We start from the raw sequence: 18,784 nt of genomic DNA, 5'->3' as shown, positions 1-18,784 counted from the left end.
TTTAAAACTAGAAGCGGCCGGAATGATATGTTTCCGCCGCAAACATTGGCAGGGAAAACTATACTTCCCTGCCATACGTTTTACAGAGCTCCATGAAAGCGTTCATAGTTGAAGTAACAGATTCCTATAATATATTAACAGAACTGTATTATCTTTATATAGGGAATATATATGCTCCATGATGATGACATTGAGATTGTATAATAGCTCACGATTCTTAGAAACAATATTTTTTCTTTGATCGGTTCATTTTTGTATGGTTCATAAAATTTTCACAATTCAATTAGCACTCACCTGTTGACAGTGCTAACAATGTGTGTTATATTACATGTATAACAAATAGCAATGCATCGGATAACCGGTGACATATAAATTTCCAAAAGGAGGAACCCTTTATGTTATTAACAAGAAGAAATAGTTTATTTGATGAATTTTTCAATGACCCGTTCTTTACGGATGCATATCACAACAGACAGTCCCTGATGAAAACCGACATTGAGGACAACGGAAACGACTATGTCATTGATATCGAGCTTCCAGGCTATAAAAAAGAGGAAGTGCAGGCCGAATTAAAAGAAGGATATCTGACCATATGTGCAGAAACTGTTTCCGAAAATGAGGTAAAGGACCAGAAAAACTATATCCGCAGGGAACGCTACAGAGGCTCTGTAAAGAGAAGCTTCTATGTAGGCACCGGCCTGAAACAGGAAGATATCAAGGCATCTTTTGAAAACGGCATCTTGAAGCTTGTCGTTCCGAAAGAAGCGCCAAAACAGATCGAAGAAAACAACTATATCACCATTGAGTAATCCGATACAGACAAAAAGGGAAGGCCCCAAATGGAGGACCTTCCCTTTCTTTCTGTACCAGTCGAACGATCTATCAGCATTTTATCAGCATTTATACTCTTTCAAAAATGCCGTAGTCACATATGCCCCGCTTTTATAAGACTTTTTCTCCATGGCTTCCTCTGCTTCCAGTTTCACATTAATCCACATCTCTTCCGCAGCAATGGTTAAATGAGAAAGCATAATCCCGGTGCTGATCTCCCGCATGGATACAAGAGAAGACGACGGCAGGAATTCCCTGCAGGAAAACACATAGATTTTGTCATGATAAACGATAAAGCGCCAGGGCTGGGTATTCATGGCCGACGGAGCGAGGCGGACAGCCTTTAAAATATTTTTCATGGATTCTCCGGCCTCTTCCTTAAATACGCATAATTCCTTTAAAGGAAGCCGTTTTGCTGTTGCAGGATCCCGGTAAAGCAGGGTCTTTGGATAACCAAAGGCAACTATGATCACCTGCTTCATTCCTGCCGGCCCTGGCTCCGGAACCTTGGTACTCCCGAGATAACAGGTGCCTAGTCCTTTTCCGGTCATATATAAAAGAACATGCTCCAGCACATATCCTGCATTTACCAGATACCCATCCTTCTCCTCAGAATAAAATACCAGATAATAAGGCGCCTCTACCTTCCACAATCCCTTAACAGGCAGATGCTCTTCCATATTTTCACTTATTTCCAGCTTAATCTGAATATCCCCGTGCAGCCTTGGTATATTGTCCCCAAAATAAATGATATCCTTTAGCAGCTGCTTCGGGACTTGTTCCTTCTTAAACTTCCTGATCGATCTTCTTTTAAATATCATCTGATACAGATTCATACCTGCTCCCCTCTCCTCTATCCAACAACCAGACTTAAATAAGCCGGCTCATTTCCTCCAAAAGCCCGGCAAACACCTGGAGTGCATCCTTCACCGGTTCTGCTGTCCCCATGTCAACGCCGCAGAGCTTTAACAAGTCTATAGGAGTCATAGAATTTCCGCCGCTTAAAAATTCATAATATCCCTTGACCGTCTTCTCATCTCCCTTAAGAATCCTGCTGCTGATGGCAATGGCAGCCGAGAACCCTGTGGCATACTGGTATACGTAAAATGGTGTGTAAAAATGCGGAATTCTGGACCATTCATAATCGATTTCCTGGTCAACCACCATGTCCGGGCCAAAATATTCCTCATTCAGCCGGTGGTATATTCTGCAAAGAACCTCGGCAGTAAGCACCTCTCCTTCCCCTGCACGGCGATGGGTCTCTGCTTCAAACTCCGCAAACATGGCCTGCCGGTAAAGAGTCCCCCGGAAACTGTCCATAAAATGATTCACAAGGTATGTCCGTTCCTTTTTATCTGACGTGGTTTCCAATAAATGCCGGATGAGCAGCGCCTCGTTACAGGTAGATGCCACCTCCGCTACAAAGATCTTGTATCCTGCATCTATATAAGTCTGGTTCTTATCGGAAAACCAGCTGTGGAGGGCATGCCCCATCTCATGAGCCAGAGTAAAGACACTGTCAAGAGTTCCGTTAAAGTTTAACAATACATAGGGATGGATCCCGTAAACACCCCAGGAATAAGCACCGCTCCGCTTTCCTTCATTTTCATATACGTCGATCCACCGGTTATTAAAGCCTTCTCTTAAAAGGGATAAATAGTCCTCTCCCAGTGGCTTAAGGCCTTCTAACACCATGGCCTTGGCTTCCTCAAAAGTATATTTACGTTCTTCCCTTGATACCATGGGCACATATAGGTCATACATATGCAGCTCATCCACTCCAAGGGCCTTCTTTCTTACGGATACATATCCATGGAGACTGGACAGGCCCTCATGAACCGCATTCAAGAGATTGTCATACACTTCCTCCGGAATCTCATTCTCCCCAAGGGAATGAGCTCTGGCAGAGGGATAATTTCTTGCCTTTGCGTAAAAAGCCGCCTGTTTCACATTGGAAGAAAAAGTAGCAGCCAAAGTGTTGCCAAACTGTCCATAGACGCTGTACAGGGCCTCAAACGCGGATTTTCTTACCCTTCTGTCCTGCTTTTCCATAAGGGCAACATAATTTCCATGGGTGATCCTGACAGGCTGATTCTTTTCATCCATGATTTCAGGAAACTTCACGTCCGCATTATTAAACATATTAAAGATTTCCGAAGGGGCGGAGGTGGCTTCCATGGACTTTGCCAGCAAGGCTTCCATAGGAGCTGACAGCGTATGGGCCTTCTTCTTTAAAATAATTTCCAAGGTTCTGTCATAACGTGTAAGCTCAGCCGTATTCTTCCGGTAATGGTCAAGGGTCTCCTCCGTCATTTCCAGGATTTCCGGTATCAAAAATGAAGACAGCCCTGCTGCCTCATAGGAAAGGGACCTTGCCCTTGAGGAAAATTCCTGATATCTGGCATTGCCTGTATCCTCATCGGATTTCTGCTTTGCGTATACAAACAGTGTTTCAATCTTTAGGGATATCTCCTCATCAAACTTCAGACAGGAAAAAAGCATCTCGCCTGAATCTGCCAGATGTCCTTCATATCTTTTATAACCTGAAAGCGAGCGTTCTGTTTCACGGAACAGATCCTCCCATGCACTCTCAGACGGCAGAATGTCCGCCAGGTTCCAGGTATCGCAAACCGGTATTTCTTCTCTCTTTTTCAATTAAATCCCTCCACTCCTTCACTTGTGTTTATTCTATCACCCATATTTCAAAGAAACAATCAGCAATATGGAAAATATTTGATTGAATTTATACATTTTATTGTATTATACTATACGAAAACGAACCAGGAGTCCCAAATGAATATTATACGAACGAAAACCCCCAGCGAAACGCAAATCAGTGACTTGCTCCACTTGCAGGATGCCTGCAGAAAGCATGACCATATTTCTCTTACATTTCCCATGGAAGAAGAATGTATTTTTTTCTTATTATACGAAGAAGATAGCCTCTTATCCGCTCTTTGTGCATTTTTTAATGAAAACGGAGACTATGAATGCTGCGCTTATACCCTTCCGTTAAACAGGCGGTGCGGATATTTCATGATGCTTCTGGAAGAGCTGTTGAAGGAGACGGGAGACAATGATCTGATTTTTCCTGCAGAGGAAACCTGCAAAGATACTGCCCTGACCCTTAACGCCATAGGAGCCGATCTTTGGTATCAGGAACATTTAATGGAGCTTACTTCTTCTGATTTTTTGAAAACCGGTCTGGTAAAGAACAACCGTTTTTCTGAGTCTCTTACGCTCTCCATGACCCGCGGTAATAAAGAGGAACCTTCCCTTTGTACCTTTCTGATAGATGACAGCCCTGTGGGCTTTTGTTATCTTGATTTCAGAGGACAGTCTACCTCCTATTTTTACGGGTTTGAAATTACCGAAAATTTACGGAACCAGGGGCTCGGTGGCGCCTGTCTCTCTCTGCTTTTGGAAACCTGTTTTTTAAGGCCCGGGCCAGAAAATCTTAAAAAGATTTCTCTTCAGGTGTCCGGCCAGAACGGTCCTGCTCTGGCCTTATATAAAAAGGCAGGCTTCCAAATTACGGAAAGCCTGTCCTATTATATTTATTAAACATAATAATATAAACACTACTTTTTATACGAAACACTACTTTATATACGAAACACTACTTTATATACGAACTATTATTTTATATGTGAAACTCTATTTTATATATGAAAATACGAACCACCATTTTATATACGAACCACTATTTTATATCCCGGACCATGCAGTACTGTTTTAAACGAAAACGCTTTTCCACAATACTGAAAACCTTAAAACCGAAATGTTCATAAAATTTTACATTGCTTACATTATGTGTTTCCAGGGAAATCATGAGCTTATTTTTATCTGCGTAGTCAATGGCTTCCCTTAAAAGAAGAGAGGAAATTCCATGATGCTGCATGGCAGGCCGTACAGCCAGGTAAATAAGATGCAGCCGTTTCTCCTGGTTAAGACGGTCCGTCCAGCTGGAATTCAAATACTCCCTGCCCTGAAAAAAGTTCCAGAATGTTTTTAAAGAAGGGTCCTCCTTGATCAGATAGCCGTCCGTTTTTAAAAGGGCGGCTGCTTCTGCCAGATAGTAATGAAAGGCATTATAAGGCTGAGATTCATCATCCACCACAAGGATCCCGTTAATATCCGGACTGTCAGCATATATTTCGCAAGTCTCTAAAAATTCCTCCATATCACATTCAAATAATTCCGGGAGCAGACGGCTCCTGGTCTTCCCGTCAGGGATCAACCTGCAATAAAGCGGATCTCCGGCAAAGCATTCAGTCAGCAGTTCCTTTAATTTCTCCACATCTTCTTTTTTAACCCGGTACAATCGGTCGCTATCCATAATCTTAAACCTCTTCCATTTGCTTTAAACTCCGTACCATTTTTCATGGCGTGCTTCTATTGCTCTTCTTCTTTTGTTCGTTACGTTGTTTGTAATTCCCCCTTCAATATTATATAATATAATACGTAAAAGTTGTACAGTACTTTACTACAGAAAGAGCGGCAAAAAGTTTGTGATCGACATCAAAAAGCACTGAAGCTGCAAAGAGGATCCGGATATAAAAAAGTGAGGAAGCCTGCTGCAGGGCTTTTCCTCACTTTTTCTTTTTGTGTCCTGTTATTCACTCCAGTTATGGTAAGTGGCCTGTACGTCATCCTCCACATCAAGAAGATCCATAATCCGGTTCATCTTCTTAATGGAATCTTCATCCGTCAGTTCCACCCATGTCTGAGGAATCATGGTAACGTCTGCTTCCACCATGGGGATGCCTGCGGTCTCTAATGCCTCACGCACTGCGCTGAATTCCTCAGGTGCGGTAATTATTTCAAAGCTGTCCTCTTCTTCCGAAAAATCTTCGGCCCCTGCATCCAGGGAAACCATCATCAGTTCATCCGGATCCATCTCACATTCTTCCTTATCAATGATGATCTGGCCCTTTTTATCAAACATAAAGGACACGCAGCCAGGAGTTCCCACATTGCCGCCGCCTTTTGTAAATGCATTTCTTACGTTTGCTGCAGTCCGGTTCTTGTTGTCTGTCAGCGTATCTACGATGATCGCAACCCCGTTAGGGCCGTATCCTTCGTATGTAATTGTCTCATAATTAACGGAGCCTGCATCGCCGGCTGCTTTTTTAATGCCGCGGTCAATGGTATCGTTTGGCATATTATTGGCTTTTGCCTTTGCGATAATATCACGGAGTTTACTATTGTTTGCAGGGTCTGGTCCGCCTTCTTTCACCGCTACCGCCAATTCTCTTCCGAGGATAGTAAAAACCTTGCCTTTAGCCGCATCGTTTCTCTCTTTTTTGTGTTTAATATTCGCGAACTTTGAATGTCCTGACATTGTTCCAACACTCCTTTTCTTTCTCTACTTCGTCCTTATAATATCTAATAAATCAACATCTTTTCCATTTTAGCACTAATTTTTTCATCTTGCAAGAAAAATAATGCACAGCTGCCGATTCCCTCTTTTTCCGAGAACAAATGACAGCTGTGCCGATATTACATTTTTATGTCCGAGAATTCCTCACGAGCCTCAATATGTCTAAGCTCCTGTTCTTCCTCATGTTCCTCTTCCGGCTGCTCTTTCCGAACCCGGATGGTATGAATGATCTTATTTTCCACACGAAGGATCTTAAAACAATATCCAAGAATAGACACCTCTGTCTCTTCCCCTTCCTGGGGAATCCGGTCCAGCCTGGAAATCAGCAAGCCGTTGATGGTATCATAGGAGTCATAATCCTCCTCATCAAACTCAATATTCAAGGCCCTTTCCACTTCATCCAAAGGAGTCATGCCGTTGATTACATAGGAACCGTCATCTGAGGGGACAATGTATTCTTCATCCACATCATATTCATCCATGATATTGCCCACAATCTCTTCCAAAATATCTTCCATTGTCACAATACCCGCTGTCTGCCCGTATTCATCTACTACGATTACCATATGGATCTTTCTGGACTGCATTTCCTTAAACAGAGTATCAATATTCCTGGTTTCCGGAATGAAATGAGCTTCTCTGAGAAGCCCTTCGATCTCCCATAGCTGGCGGGATGCATTCCTTTTATTTTCTACAGCAATAAGAGCATCCTTCATATGAAGGATCCCGATAATGTCATCCACATCCTTTTTGTAAATCGGATAACGGGAATTAAATCCCTCTTTCAGGATGAAATTCACTGCCTCCCGAAGAGTAATCTCGCCATCCAAAGCGACCAGATTCTTTCGGTGGGTCATAATATCTCCGGCTTCCTTATCATTCAGTTCGAAGATGTTTGTAATCATCTCCGCTTCTCTGGCCTCTAAAACGCCCTGTTCATGGCCCTCGTTCACCATGGACATGATGTCTTCTTCCGTAACGTTCTCATTATCTGATGCCATATCGATTCCAAACAGCTTCAGGACAAAGTAAGCCACCACATTTGCCAGCCAGGTAAAGGGGATAAGGGGTATCATGATGAGGGATACTACAGGCAGCATACGATAACCCCATTTTTCAGGGTTCTCTGCCGCACAGCGTTTTGGAATAATGATACCAAAGCTGATCAAAAGCACGATCAGTACAACAGAAACTAACAACAGACTTAAAAGGGATATCCATTGGTTGGGATAAGCCCCGTCTCTTGTTAAGACGGTCCCAAGCCTTGCTCCCAGCTGCTCTAAAACAAAAGCCCCGGTTACCATACCGATTAAATTTGTGGTGATTTGTATCGTATTTACAAATCTGGTCGGTCTGTTAACTATATGTAACAGCTGACCGGCCTTTTTACTTCCTTCCTCCATCTGATGCTCCAGTTCGCTTGTATTCACGTTTTGGATTGCTGATCCAAACCCATAAAAAATAGCGTCTAATACGATAAAAGCAATAAAAATAATCACGCGTATAAGCGGATTGCCATCGTCCATTCTAAAAATCTACTCCTTTTGTTATTTATCATTCGTATTTTTTCTCGTAACTATTTAGAAATATACCATTTTATCAGCATTCCGTCAATGGTGAACTATGTATCCAGTTCCAGGCTCACCCTTAATGCACAGTCCACTTCCTGCTGAAGTTCATCGTCGATATGACAAATCTTCTCTTTCAGCCTCTGCTTATCAATGGTGCGAAGCTGCTCTAAAAGAATCACCGAATCTTTTATCATATCGCATTTTTTTGTATCCAGCTCCACATGGGTGGGAAGCTTTGCCTTATTCATTCTTGATGTAATTGCCGCACAGATCACAGTAGGGCTATGTTTATTGCCTATGTCGTTCTGTATAATAAGAACCGGGCGGATCCCGCCCTGCTCAGAGCCTACTACCGGCCTTAAATCAGCATAATAAATGTCTCCACGTCTGATAATCACACTCTCACACTCCGTCAATTATTTAGGAAGTTCGGTTCGCCTATAAGCTCACCGAACGGCTAATCTGCAAAATCCAGGCTGTATATGACCTTTTCTTTCATTCACAAATTATGCCTAAGTCTAGTATTGACCTTCTTTGACTCGAGTATTCACTTAAGTTTTTCCGCCGCATACCTTATCATATGTTTTGGACATGGTGTTTGTTATCAGCCCTTGCAAAACCCTTCATAACAATCGTTGAAATAATCTTTCGTACCTATGACCCGGCCGTTTTCAAGGTAAACCCGGGGCACCCGTTTGCCTATGTCACAGACGATTTCATAATGGAAGCCGCCTCCGGCCGCAGCCAGCTCTTCTACCGTAATCTCTTCGTTTCCCTGCCTGCCGATCAAAACCACCTCATCCTCTTCCTCTGCGCCTTTTATTCCGGTCACATCTACCATGAACTGGTCCATGCAAATGCGCCCTAATATCCTGGCACGCTGCCCCCTTATGAGTACTTCCCCTTTGCCGGAAAGATTTCTTGAATACCCGTCGCCATATCCTACGGGAATCGTGGCGATCGTCATCTCCCGGTCAGCGGTAAAGGTTCCTCCATAGCTTACAGAAGTTCCCGGCTCTATTTTTTTTATGTAAGAAATAAAGCTTTTTAATTCCATCGCAGGCAGAAGACTGACCGTTTCCCTGTCAACCTCTCCTGACGGATAAATGCCGTAGATGGATATTCCGGCCCGTACTGCATGAAAGTTGGCCCTCTGAAGGTCCAGGATTCCGGCGCTGTTGGAGCAGTGAAGGACAGGGATCGTGATCCCCCTGTCAGAAAGAATGGTTACGAACGTTTGGTACTTTTCTATCTGTTTATCTGTGGCGCTCTTATCCCTTTCATCTGCCTTTGCAAAATGAGTGAACAACCCTTCCACTTCAATTCCCGGAAGGCCGCAGATCTTCACCGCCTCCTCTGCAGCCTCCTCTGTGACCGGATATCCGATCCGGCTCATGCCTGTATCCACCACCAGGTGTATCACTGCCTTTTTTCCCGCCTTTTCCGCCAGAGTGGACAGACGTTCCGCCCGTTTAAGCTGAAATACGGATGAACTGATCCCATATTCTACCAAAAGACTGTATCCTTCATAAGGTACTACGCCAAGGACCAAAATAGGCTTTTTGATTCCGTGTTTTCTTAAAATTACGCCTTCTTCCACGGTGGCAACCGCATATCCCCACACATAAGAATCCATGGCCCAGGCTACCGGAACCGCTCCGTGTCCGTATCCGTCTGATTTTACAACGCCGATTATCCTGGTCCCTTCCTTTAGATTTGCCTTCATGGCCTCCATGTTGTGGCGGATGGCATCTAGATCTACTGTTTCATAAACCCTGCTGTATAATTTCATCACTTTATCACCTCGTTTATTTCTACAGGCATTTGTTCCTAACGTATTGAATGTATCTCTTCCGCCAGTTCCCTGGCAAGAAGGCTGTGATCTCCCTGCTTCTCTTTTACTATGTCTCCGGCACGGCCATGAAGCCATACACCATAGGCCGCTGCATCAGACTCTTCCAGACCCAGAGCCAGAAGTCCGGCTATAATCCCGGTCAGCACATCTCCTGACCCGGCTTTTGCCATAGCACTGTTTCCGCTTCCATTGACATAGGTTCTCTGGTCCTTTAAGGCCCCAATCGTTACCGCGTCCTTTAACACGCAGGTAATACCGAACCGGTCCGCATATTCTCTGGCAGTGGTGATCAGCTGCTTTTGTATGGTTTCCACAGCGCTTCCCGTAAGCCTCGCCATTTCTCCCAAATGAGGAGTCACAATGATGTTTTCCGTGAAATAGCTGGTCAGCTCCGGGTTTGAAGCAATGGTACCAAGCCCATCCGCATCCAGAACAATGGGAACATAGGCATTGGCAAGGACCTCTTCCACCAGATTCCTTACATAGGCTTCCTGCCCAAGTCCCGGCCCCAGAACTATGGCTGTGGCCCACTCACACTGCTTTACCAAAAGCTTTTTAAATCCTTCCGTCCCTGCTTCTGCATCCCCGGCTTCATAGGTGGTAATGATGGCTTCCGGAAGTCCGGTTTGAAGGATGGTCCGGTTTTCTTCTACTGTGAAAATTTTCACCAGGCCTGCTCCTGTCCGGTAAGCGGCAAGGGCGCTTAAATAGGCAGCCCCGCTCATATTTTTAGATCCAGCCACAACAAGGACCTTTCCAAAGCTCCCTTTATTGGAATAGGACGGGCGCTTTGGAAGCAGTTTCTCATCTTCCGGATCCAGGGTAAAATACTCTGCCTTAAGGCGTTCTAAGCTCTCCTCCGGAAAACCGATGTCAGCTACAAGGACCTTTCCGCTGTATTCCTTTCCGGGATAGAGCATGGTTCCCAGCTTTTCATAGCCGAATGTGACGGTCATGTCTGCCTTTAAAGCAATCCCCATGACCTGGCCCGTATCCGAATGAATGCCCGAAGGAATATCCACGGCCACCGTAAATTTCGGCCGGCAGCGGAGGATTGTCTCCAGGATCTCCCGGTATCTGCCAAGAATCTCCCGGTCCAGCCCCACGCCGAAAAGTGCGTCAATGAGAACATCGCAGGTACCTGGTATGAGATCAGAAAATCCTGCCAGATTGACCCCCGTACGTTCCGCGATGGAAACCTGAGTCAGGTATTCACTGCTTCCCTTGTCTTTTCCGGCAGCCAGTAAAGCAAAAACCTTATATCCTTTCAAATGCAGCATTCTGGCAGCCGCGACTCCATCCGCTCCATTATTACCGTTTCCGCATAAAATCCATATCCGGTCCGTTTTCTGCCCATGCTTCATTACTTCTCCTGTAACCGCCAGGGCAGCCCGTTCCATAAGCACCAGAGAGGGAATCCCTATATTCTCTATGGTGTAGCGGTCCACCTGCTTCATCTGTCCTCCTGTAACCAGATATCTCATATATCTCCCACCTTTCCGCTTTCCTGCCCACACTTTTGGGCATAAAGGTCTATAGAAAAACTACCGGCAGCGAAGAGACTTCCCTTCACCTGCCGGCAGGCATGTTACTCCATTATTTCTGATTGTCTGTTTCTTTCTTCCTCGCTGTCCTGTATACTGCATACCCGGTAGGATAACCGCATCAGGCTTTCCGATAGATGGACATTCTCAACAACCACATCATCCGGTACGCTTAAATCCGTATGGGCAAAATTCCAGATCGCCTTGATTCCTGCCTTCACAAGGCGGTCTGCAATCTCCGGCGCCTTTGTCTTTGGAATGGTCAGAGCTGCGATCTGGACATCATTATCTTTTACGAACTGCTCCAGATCATCTACGCTGCGGATCTCTATCCCGCGGACTACAAGGCCGATCAGACGCGGATTGATATCAAACATTCCTTTAATGAGGAAGCCCCGCTTTTCAAAGTTTGCATAATTGGCAATTGCCTGTCCTAAATTTCCAGCGCCTATGATAATGATATTATGCTGCCTGTCTATTCCCAATATCTTCCCGATCTCTGCATATAAAAACTTTACATTATAACCATAGCCCTGCTGGCCGAATCCGCCGAAATTATTCAAATCCTGGCGGATCTGAGAAGCGGTCACTTTCATTCGTACACTTAAATCATTGGAGGAAATACGTTCCACTCCGTCTTCTAGTAATTCGCCCAGATACCGGTAATATCTCGGAAGCCTGGTAATCACTGCTTTGGAAATTTCTTTCTCTGACACTTCTTCACCTTCTTTAACTTAATCTAACTAACATTATTATAACTGCGTGACAAAATAATGTCAAACGGGTTTTATCATTGTATCCTTGAAAAAAGGAAGGACCTATATTATACTATTTCTATTGCCTTACATTTATACAGGAAGAAAACACCCTTCGGATATACTTATATGCCTTAAAAACAGGCAGGAAAGAGGAAATACCCCAGGGTATGCCTTTATGCCATAAAACAGGCAGGAAAGAGGAAATGAAACATGATTTTGTCATGCAATAATATAAGCAAAGCATTTGGAAGCAATCAAGTGATCAAGCATGCTTCCTTCCATATAGAAGACCATGAAAAAGCCGCCATTGTAGGAATTAATGGCGCCGGAAAATCCACACTGTTAAAAATCATCATCGGAGAGCTTCCCACCGACGAAGGAGAAGTGGTTGTTTCCAAGGGGAAGTCCATCGGCTATTTGTCGCAGCACCAGGATTTGTCCGGAGAGCGGACCGTTTATGAAGAAGTCCTGGAGACCAAGCGGCCTGTCATGGAAATGGAAGCAAGGATCCGCCAGCTGGAAGTGGATATGAAGCACGCCACAAGCGACGAGCTGGAAGCCATGCTTACCACCTACAGCAGGCTCAACCACGAATTTGAGCTGATAAACGGATATGCCTATCAAAGCGAAGTAACAGGAGTACTAAAAGGACTTGGCTTTACGGAAGAAGAATTCCATAAACCTGTCATGTCATTATCCGGCGGCCAGAAGACCCGGGTATCCTTAGGCCGTCTCCTTCTCACCAAGCCAGATATCATCCTGCTTGATGAGCCTACCAATCACTTAGATATGGAATCCATTGCATGGCTGGAAGGATATTTGATCAATTATGACGGCAGTGTAATTATCGTTGCCCATGACCGCTATTTCCTTGACCGTGTGGTCACGAAAATTATGGAACTGGATAACGGCCTTATGACCGTATATCAGGGAAACTACACCGATTACAGCGGAAAGCGGGCCATGATCCGGGAAGCCCAGATGAAAGCATATTTAAACCAGCAGCAGGAAATTAAGCATCAGGAAGAGGTCATTGCCAAATTAAAGTCTTTTAACCGGGAAAAATCCATCAAGCGGGCGGAAAGCCGGGAAAAGATGCTGGATAAAATCGAAGTTCTGGAAAAACCAATGGAAATAAATGATGAGATGCGGATCCGTCTGGAACCCAATATCATCAGCGGAAACGATGTCCTCACGGTCCGCAGGCTGGGGAAAGCCTTTCATCAGAACCGGCTTTTTGAAAACGTTAATTTTGAAATCAAACGGGGAGAACGGGTAGCGATCATCGGCGGCAACGGAACCGGAAAAACCACCATTCTTAAAATGTTAAACGGTATTCTAGAACCGGATGAAGGAGAAATCTCCTTAGGCTCCAAGGTACATATCGGATATTATGACCAGGAGCATCAGGTTCTGAATATGGACAAGAATCTATTTGATGAACTGCAGGACACCTACCCTTCCATGAACAATACCCAGATCCGAAACATCCTGGCTGCTTTTTTATTTACCGGAGACGATGTATTCAAGCGGGTAAAAGACTTAAGCGGCGGCGAACGTGGCCGGGTATCCCTGGCAAAGCTGATGCTTTCCGAAGCCAACTTCCTCATACTGGATGAGCCTACCAACCACTTGGATATTACCTCCAAAGAAATCCTGGAGGATGCCCTGGTCAATTATACGGGAACCATTCTCTATGTGTCCCATGACCGTTATTTCATTAACAAAACCGCAACCAGAATCCTGGATTTAACCAATCAGACTCTGATCAATTACATCGGCAATTATGATTACTATCTGGAAAAGAAAGAGATCATGACCAGCTTGTACACAGCCCCTCTTTCTGCAAAGGCTGCTGCCCCGGAGGAGATCACCGAGACCAAGCTGGACTGGAAGGCGCAAAAGGAAGAGCAGGCCCGCCTTCGTAAACGCCAGAATGAATTAAAGAAAACAGAGGATGAGATCCACAAATTAGAAACCAGAGACGGTGAAATTGATGAATTGCTTGGTAAGGAAGAGATTTTTACCGATGTCTCAAAGTTAGTGGAGCTTAATAACGAAAAGGAAACGATCCGGCTGCGGCTGGAAGAGCTGTATGAGCTGTGGGAAGACCTGGCTGAATAAACGTTAGAAAAGAGGGCTGTCCTTTGTAAAAGGGCAGCTCAATTAAATTTACTCATCTCCTACTTATCTCCTGCCGTGTCATCATCGTTCCTTTTCGGTTTCATCCCCCAAAATACAACATTCATCACAACTACAATGAGCGCACACAGGAGCATGGAAACCCAAAAGCCTATGTCTATGCCCATCCATTGAGTTGCACCAAAAAGCTTTAACCAGATATTGGCCCAATTTATCATAGCTCTCCTTTCCTTTAGAGAAGATCACCGTAATACCGTACATATGCTTTCTTCAGGCTTGTAGCCAGTGCCATGTACAATATAATACACGGGATCAGGTATGCAAAGTAAGCGGAAGGCAGCGGAAGGAATCCCAGCGTCCCTCCAAAAGCGGTAAATGGAATAATGGTCAGCACCACAATGCCGGCAAAGGTAAGCAGTGTTAACGAGGCGGAAGCACGGCTTTGGATGAACGGGAGCTTTGGCGTACGAATCATGTGAATCACCAGGGTCTGGCTCCACATGGATTCTACAAACCAGCCAGCTTGGAACAATGCCACATAACTCGTCTGCATCCGCAACAATTCCGTACCGGAAAAGTGATTTGCCAGGTCGTTATATAAAATTCCATTGGACACAAACAACGGGCAAAAAACAAAGTACATGAACGCATAGGTGGTCCAGTCGAAAATAGAGCTGGTAGGGCCGAGCCACAGCATAAAGCTTCCAACAGAAGACGCATCCCATTTGCGGGGTTCCTTGAGGAACTCCTTATCTACGTTATCCCAGGGGATTGCTGTACAGGATAAGTCATAAATCAGATTAAGAAAGATTAACTGCAGGCTCATCATGGGCAGAAATGGAAGTAACGCTGAGGCAGCAAGCACCGAGAACATGTTACCAAAGTTTGAAGATGCTGTCATCTTGATATATTTATTCATATTGGCATAGGTCTTACGCCCTTCGATAATCCCTTCCTCCAAAACCATCAGGTCTTTTTCCAAAAGAATAATATCAGCGGACTCCTTTGCAATATCAACTGCGTTATCCACAGAAATGCCGATATCGGCGGATTTCATTGCGGCCGCATCATTGATTCCGTCACCCATGAAGCCCACGATGTGCCCGCTGTTACGGAGGACGGTGACGATACGGGTCTTCTGATCCGGTGAAAGCTTTGCAAACACAGCGGTTTGTTCCGCCGCCTTTGCCAAAGCAGTATCATCCATTTTGTCAATATCAGAGCCTAACAGCAGGTTATTGACCTTAAGCCCTACCCGTTTGCAGATAAAACGGGTTACCTTGTCATTGTCACCGGTCAGGATTTTGGTAGTAACGCCATACTCCTTGAGAACCCTGATTGCTTCCTGAACCGATTCTTTCGGCGGATCAAGAAAAGCCAGATACCCGATCAGCACCATGTTATGCTCGTCTTTTACTCCAAACGCACCGACCGGAGATGGATTGGTCTTTTGTGCAACAGCGATAACCCGCATCCCATCTTCATTCAGTCGGTCTACCGTCTGAAGAATATTAGTTTTAATTTCTTCCGTAAGAGGTTCTACCTTACCCTGATATTCGGCATAAGAACAGATAGAAAGCATCTCCTCTACAGCGCCTTTTGTAACCATCTGGGTCTTGCCGGTTTTATCACTGACCACGGTGGAAAGACGGCGGCGGGTGAAATCAAAAGGAATCTCGTCCACCTTTGTGTAGGTTTCAGACAAATCGATCAGTTTTGGGTCGGAGGCTTCTTCTTCCTCTGTTTTGCGGATGATTGCTACATCCATTAGATTCTTGTAACCTGTCTGAAAATAGCTGTTTAAGTAAGCATGGCGAAGCACACGGGTGTCTCTGTTTCCCATTACATCCATAGAATACTCCAACACCACACGCTCCTGAGTCAATGTACCGGTTTTGTCCGTACAAAGAATATCGATCGCTCCAAAATTTTGAATGGAATTTAAATTCTTTACGATTGTCTTCTTTTTGGACATAGATATGGCACCTTTTGCCAGACAGGTAGTGACAATCATGGGCAGCATTTCAGGAGTCAGGCCGACTGCGATAGAGATGCCGAAGAGAAACGCCGCGATCCAGTCGCCTTTGGTGATCCCGTTGATGACAAACACAATGGGAACCATAACAAACATAAACCGGATGAGAACCCACGACACGGCATTCACACCCTTGGTAAAATTGGTCTCAACGGCTTCACCTGCAACCGAAGAAGCCATGGAGCCAAACAGGGTATCATCGCCGACGGAGATTATAACTGCGGTGGCACTGCCGCTGATTACGTTGCTGCCCATAAATGCGATATTGGAATACTCTGTAGCCGTATTTACTTCATCCTTGCCAACAGACGCAAACTTTTCCACAGGTTCGCTTTCGCCGGTCAGGGCAGACTGGCTGATAAACAAATCCTTTGCCTCAATTATTCTTACATCCGCAGGTATCATATCACCGGCTGAAAGATGGATGATATCACCGACCACCGCTTCGACAAGAGGAATTTCCTGCTTTTTTTCTTCCTTCCGGTCAACCGTACAGGTTGTGGTAATCATCCCTAAAAGTTTTTCGGCAGCATTGCCGGAACGGGATTCCTGAACAAAGCGCAACGCGCCGGAAATTATAACCATTGTCATGATGATAATAACCGTAAGTGGATCAGCTTCTTCCGGCGTACCCTGTACAACCGGCAAAATTATATCTGTAATTGTGGATACAATGGCAAGGCAAAACAGAATTGCCGTAAAGGGGTTGATAAACGCCTCCGCCAGCCTTTGAGGCAGTGTTTTTTTCTTTTCCCGGGTCACCTTATTTTCGCCATAGTAACTGCGGCTTGCAATTACCTCTTTTTCAGAAAGACCACCCAGTGAAGCATTGAATTGTTGTAAAACGGTCTCAAGCTCATTAGCTGCAGCGAAAGCAATGGTTTCGTTGGCTCTTTCTCTGCGGGTGAAGCTCTCTGAGATTTTTCTTGCGTTCGCTCTTTTCTGTTTCTTGTTCACGAGTCTATTCCTCCTAAATTGCGCCTTATAAAATTGGAAGCGCCGGACTCCATTTATCTTGCCCCCTTTTATAGTAAATTATGACATTACAGAACTGCCAGGGTTCCGGGCAAGATAAAAGCCGCAGGACATCAAAGTCCTGCGGCAATATCAATAAACATCCAAAAGAGAAAATAACTGCTTTCTGTTTTTATTAAACTGCTTACTATGTATACAATATCCTTTTTAATATTTCCGTCACACGGGGCGCCTCTTCTTCCATCTCTCCCCTTGTATAGGAACTCCCTACATACGCTGCCACCAGCTTTCCAAAATAAAACCTCATATCATCGGAAAAATAATCTGGAATGTACACAAAATCCTCCACGGAATCCCTGCTCATAATCAGATCCGTAGCATCCTGGCTGTTGCTGCCATAACAGCCGGAGGCATATCCGATGTATTCCCCAAAAGCTGCCGTCAACTCTTCCGCCTGGCATATTTTGATTTTTTTATAATTCGTATCCAATTTATAGCATACGTAATAAATGCCGCTATCCGTCATTGGCGCAGAAAAATACTTTTTTCCTGGATAGTAGATGATCTCCCAGCCCTGATCTATAAACTTCCTGATCCAATCTCTGGGAATATTCTTAGTGGCCTCTGTAATGGCATCTTTTACTTCAGAAGACACGGATGCAGAAGTTTTCTTCCCATCAATACTAATATCGAATTCCTTGTTTCTCTGACCGTTTTCATCCATGTAGAAAAGGCCTACATACTGATTTGCAGCCATCTGTCCGTTATCATAGAAATAATATCGTTTTCCCGCTACGTTTTTATAGCCGGAAGAAGCCATCTCCCCCTTTGTGGAAAACCAGTACCAGCTTCCGTTTTTATCCTGATACCAGCCTTTTTGGGCAGTACCGTCTTCGTTATAATAATGCCACTTCTCTTCGTCGTCGTTGTAGCACCAGCCAAGCTGCAGCTCCCCCGTCTCAGAAAAGCAGTAGTTCATTCCGCCGATCCTTGTCCAATCAGAAACCATATACCCATCATTGTCAAAGTAATACCAATATCCACTTATCTCTTCCCAGCGGTTCTTCTTAAATTCTCCCGCGGCATTGACATATTTCCAGCCGCCTGAGTCTTCCTGCCATTGCCGGTCCGATACTGACGCCTGCTGGCTTTCGCCCTCTTCCTGTATCTTCTCTTCCGCTGCCATGGAAGTCATCATGCTTCCCATGATGAGAATGATACTTGCTGCCGCTATCCATCGTTTCCTCAAGAGTTTTGCACTCCTTCCAGGCCTTCCAATTTTTATAATAAAATAGTACTATATTTCCGCAGAAAAGTACAGGTTTCAAATTTAAAGTTTTTATTAACAAGGAAAAGCCCTCCTTCCTATTTTTCCATTTATAGGCTATAATTATAAAATATAAATTTTAAAAGGGAGGTAATACTTGTGAAATGGAAACGTTTTCTGGCTATGGCCGGAGTAGTACTCATTCTCTCCATGTACCTTATCGCCATAATATCCGCCTTTTCCCATAATCCGGAAGCAAAAAACTGGCTGATGGCCGCTATATTTTCCTCTGTCGTCGTCCCCGTCTTTCTTTATGCCGCTCAGCTTGTTGCCCGGGTGATCAGACATGATAAAGATGAAACGGATACAGCCGGAAAAAATAAAGAACTGTAAAATAAGCCTTATAATGTCCTGATACAGTTG

At 44.6% G+C, this 18,784-nt stretch carries 16 protein-coding genes; 4 read left to right on the top strand and 12 right to left on the bottom strand.

Annotation, left to right across the window (positions count from 1 at the left end):
- The first annotated feature begins 395 nt into the window (after positions 1-395).
- A complete protein-coding gene (locus BMX69_RS04760) occupies positions 396-809 on the top strand; it encodes an Hsp20/alpha crystallin family protein (protein ID WP_054789554.1) in 414 nt (137 codons plus the stop codon).
- An 84-nt stretch (positions 810-893) separates the two neighbouring features.
- Here the strand turns inward: BMX69_RS04760 and BMX69_RS04755 are convergent, their stop codons facing one another.
- Positions 894-1,667: a nitroreductase family protein gene (locus tag BMX69_RS04755; RefSeq protein WP_100041700.1), complete on the bottom strand. Its 774-nt coding sequence runs from the start codon at positions 1,665-1,667 to the stop codon at positions 894-896.
- 34 nt (positions 1,668-1,701) lie between these two features.
- Positions 1,702-3,486 carry an oligoendopeptidase F gene (pepF, locus tag BMX69_RS04750; RefSeq protein ID WP_100041699.1) on the bottom strand — a complete coding sequence of 595 codons (1,785 nt, stop codon included), beginning with the start codon at positions 3,484-3,486 and terminating at the stop codon, positions 1,702-1,704.
- 138 nt (positions 3,487-3,624) lie between these two features.
- Between pepF and BMX69_RS04745 the strand changes: the two genes are divergently transcribed.
- A complete protein-coding gene (locus BMX69_RS04745) occupies positions 3,625-4,395 on the top strand; it encodes a GNAT family N-acetyltransferase (protein WP_100041698.1) in 771 nt (256 codons plus the stop codon).
- Between the two features lie 139 nt (positions 4,396-4,534).
- On the opposite strand, the gene BMX69_RS04740 is transcribed toward BMX69_RS04745, so the two are convergent.
- The 7 genes from BMX69_RS04740 to BMX69_RS04710 form a co-directional block, all read right to left on the bottom strand.
- On the bottom strand, positions 4,535-5,170 hold the full coding sequence (locus BMX69_RS04740) for a GNAT family N-acetyltransferase (protein ID WP_025232459.1): 636 nt from the start codon (positions 5,168-5,170) through the stop codon (positions 4,535-4,537).
- Positions 5,171-5,446: 276 nt separating this feature from the next.
- Positions 5,447-6,175 carry a YebC/PmpR family DNA-binding transcriptional regulator gene (locus BMX69_RS04735; RefSeq protein WP_100041697.1) on the bottom strand — a complete coding sequence of 243 codons (729 nt, stop codon included), beginning with the start codon at positions 6,173-6,175 and terminating at the stop codon, positions 5,447-5,449.
- A 158-nt stretch (positions 6,176-6,333) separates the two neighbouring features.
- Positions 6,334-7,740, bottom strand: coding sequence for a hemolysin family protein (locus BMX69_RS04730; RefSeq protein WP_100041696.1), 1,407 nt, complete (start codon positions 7,738-7,740; stop codon positions 6,334-6,336).
- Between the two features lie 95 nt (positions 7,741-7,835).
- Positions 7,836-8,183: a type II toxin-antitoxin system PemK/MazF family toxin gene (locus BMX69_RS04725; protein WP_013272276.1), complete on the bottom strand. Its 348-nt coding sequence runs from the start codon at positions 8,181-8,183 to the stop codon at positions 7,836-7,838.
- Positions 8,184-8,389: 206 nt separating this feature from the next.
- Positions 8,390-9,577 carry an alanine racemase gene (alr, locus tag BMX69_RS04720; RefSeq protein ID WP_054789551.1) on the bottom strand — a complete coding sequence of 396 codons (1,188 nt, stop codon included), beginning with the start codon at positions 9,575-9,577 and terminating at the stop codon, positions 8,390-8,392.
- A gap of 38 nt (positions 9,578-9,615) precedes the next feature.
- A complete protein-coding gene (locus BMX69_RS04715) occupies positions 9,616-11,124 on the bottom strand; it encodes a bifunctional ADP-dependent NAD(P)H-hydrate dehydratase/NAD(P)H-hydrate epimerase (protein ID WP_054789550.1) in 1,509 nt (502 codons plus the stop codon).
- Positions 11,125-11,228: 104 nt separating this feature from the next.
- The gene (locus tag BMX69_RS04710) at positions 11,229-11,900 is read right to left on the bottom strand and encodes a redox-sensing transcriptional repressor Rex (RefSeq protein ID WP_100041695.1); all 672 of its coding nucleotides are present in this window, start codon (positions 11,898-11,900) and stop codon (positions 11,229-11,231) included.
- A 252-nt stretch (positions 11,901-12,152) separates the two neighbouring features.
- On the opposite strand from BMX69_RS04710, the gene abc-f reads away from it, so the two are divergent.
- On the top strand, positions 12,153-14,066 hold the full coding sequence (gene abc-f, locus BMX69_RS04705; protein ID WP_100041694.1) for a ribosomal protection-like ABC-F family protein: 1,914 nt from the start codon (positions 12,153-12,155) through the stop codon (positions 14,064-14,066).
- A gap of 59 nt (positions 14,067-14,125) precedes the next feature.
- On the opposite strand, the gene BMX69_RS04700 is transcribed toward abc-f, so the two are convergent.
- The 3 genes from BMX69_RS04700 to BMX69_RS04690 form a co-directional block, all read right to left on the bottom strand.
- Positions 14,126-14,302: a hypothetical protein gene (locus BMX69_RS04700; protein ID WP_054789548.1), complete on the bottom strand. Its 177-nt coding sequence runs from the start codon at positions 14,300-14,302 to the stop codon at positions 14,126-14,128.
- Positions 14,303-14,316: 14 nt separating this feature from the next.
- On the bottom strand, positions 14,317-17,076 hold the full coding sequence (gene mgtA, locus BMX69_RS04695) for a magnesium-translocating P-type ATPase (protein WP_278280713.1): 2,760 nt from the start codon (positions 17,074-17,076) through the stop codon (positions 14,317-14,319).
- A 205-nt stretch (positions 17,077-17,281) separates the two neighbouring features.
- Positions 17,282-18,343 carry an N-acetylmuramoyl-L-alanine amidase family protein gene (locus BMX69_RS04690; RefSeq protein WP_100041692.1) on the bottom strand — a complete coding sequence of 354 codons (1,062 nt, stop codon included), beginning with the start codon at positions 18,341-18,343 and terminating at the stop codon, positions 17,282-17,284.
- A 177-nt stretch (positions 18,344-18,520) separates the two neighbouring features.
- On the opposite strand from BMX69_RS04690, the gene BMX69_RS04685 reads away from it, so the two are divergent.
- Positions 18,521-18,754 carry a hypothetical protein gene (locus BMX69_RS04685; RefSeq protein ID WP_025232449.1) on the top strand — a complete coding sequence of 78 codons (234 nt, stop codon included), beginning with the start codon at positions 18,521-18,523 and terminating at the stop codon, positions 18,752-18,754.
- The last annotated feature ends 30 nt before the right edge of the window (positions 18,755-18,784 follow it).

Origin of the sequence: Lacrimispora sphenoides JCM 1415 (assembly GCF_900105615.1) — a bacterium.
Lineage (GTDB): Bacteria > Bacillota > Clostridia > Lachnospirales > Lachnospiraceae > Lacrimispora > Lacrimispora sphenoides.
This window is presented reverse-complemented; position numbering and strand designations above follow the sequence as displayed.

Excerpts from the sequence above, each read along its gene's own strand:
- alr (WP_054789551.1), bottom strand. The coding sequence starts at position 9,577 with ATGAAATTATACAGCAGGGTTTATGAAACAGTAGATCTAGATGCCATC.
- BMX69_RS04715 (WP_054789550.1), bottom strand. The coding sequence starts at position 11,124 with ATGAGATATCTGGTTACAGGAGGACAGATGAAGCAGGTGGACCGCTAC.
- abc-f (WP_100041694.1), top strand. The coding sequence starts at position 12,153 with ATGATTTTGTCATGCAATAATATAAGCAAAGCATTTGGAAGCAATCAA.
- BMX69_RS04740 (WP_025232459.1), bottom strand. The coding sequence starts at position 5,170 with ATGGATAGCGACCGATTGTACCGGGTTAAAAAAGAAGATGTGGAGAAA.
- BMX69_RS04700 (WP_054789548.1), bottom strand. The coding sequence starts at position 14,302 with ATGATAAATTGGGCCAATATCTGGTTAAAGCTTTTTGGTGCAACTCAA.
- BMX69_RS04755 (WP_100041700.1), bottom strand. The coding sequence starts at position 1,667 with ATGAATCTGTATCAGATGATATTTAAAAGAAGATCGATCAGGAAGTTT.
- BMX69_RS04760 (WP_054789554.1), top strand. The coding sequence starts at position 396 with ATGTTATTAACAAGAAGAAATAGTTTATTTGATGAATTTTTCAATGAC.
- BMX69_RS04735 (WP_100041697.1), bottom strand. The coding sequence starts at position 6,175 with ATGTCAGGACATTCAAAGTTCGCGAATATTAAACACAAAAAAGAGAGA.
- BMX69_RS04745 (WP_100041698.1), top strand. The coding sequence starts at position 3,625 with ATGAATATTATACGAACGAAAACCCCCAGCGAAACGCAAATCAGTGAC.
- BMX69_RS04730 (WP_100041696.1), bottom strand. The coding sequence starts at position 7,740 with ATGGACGATGGCAATCCGCTTATACGCGTGATTATTTTTATTGCTTTT.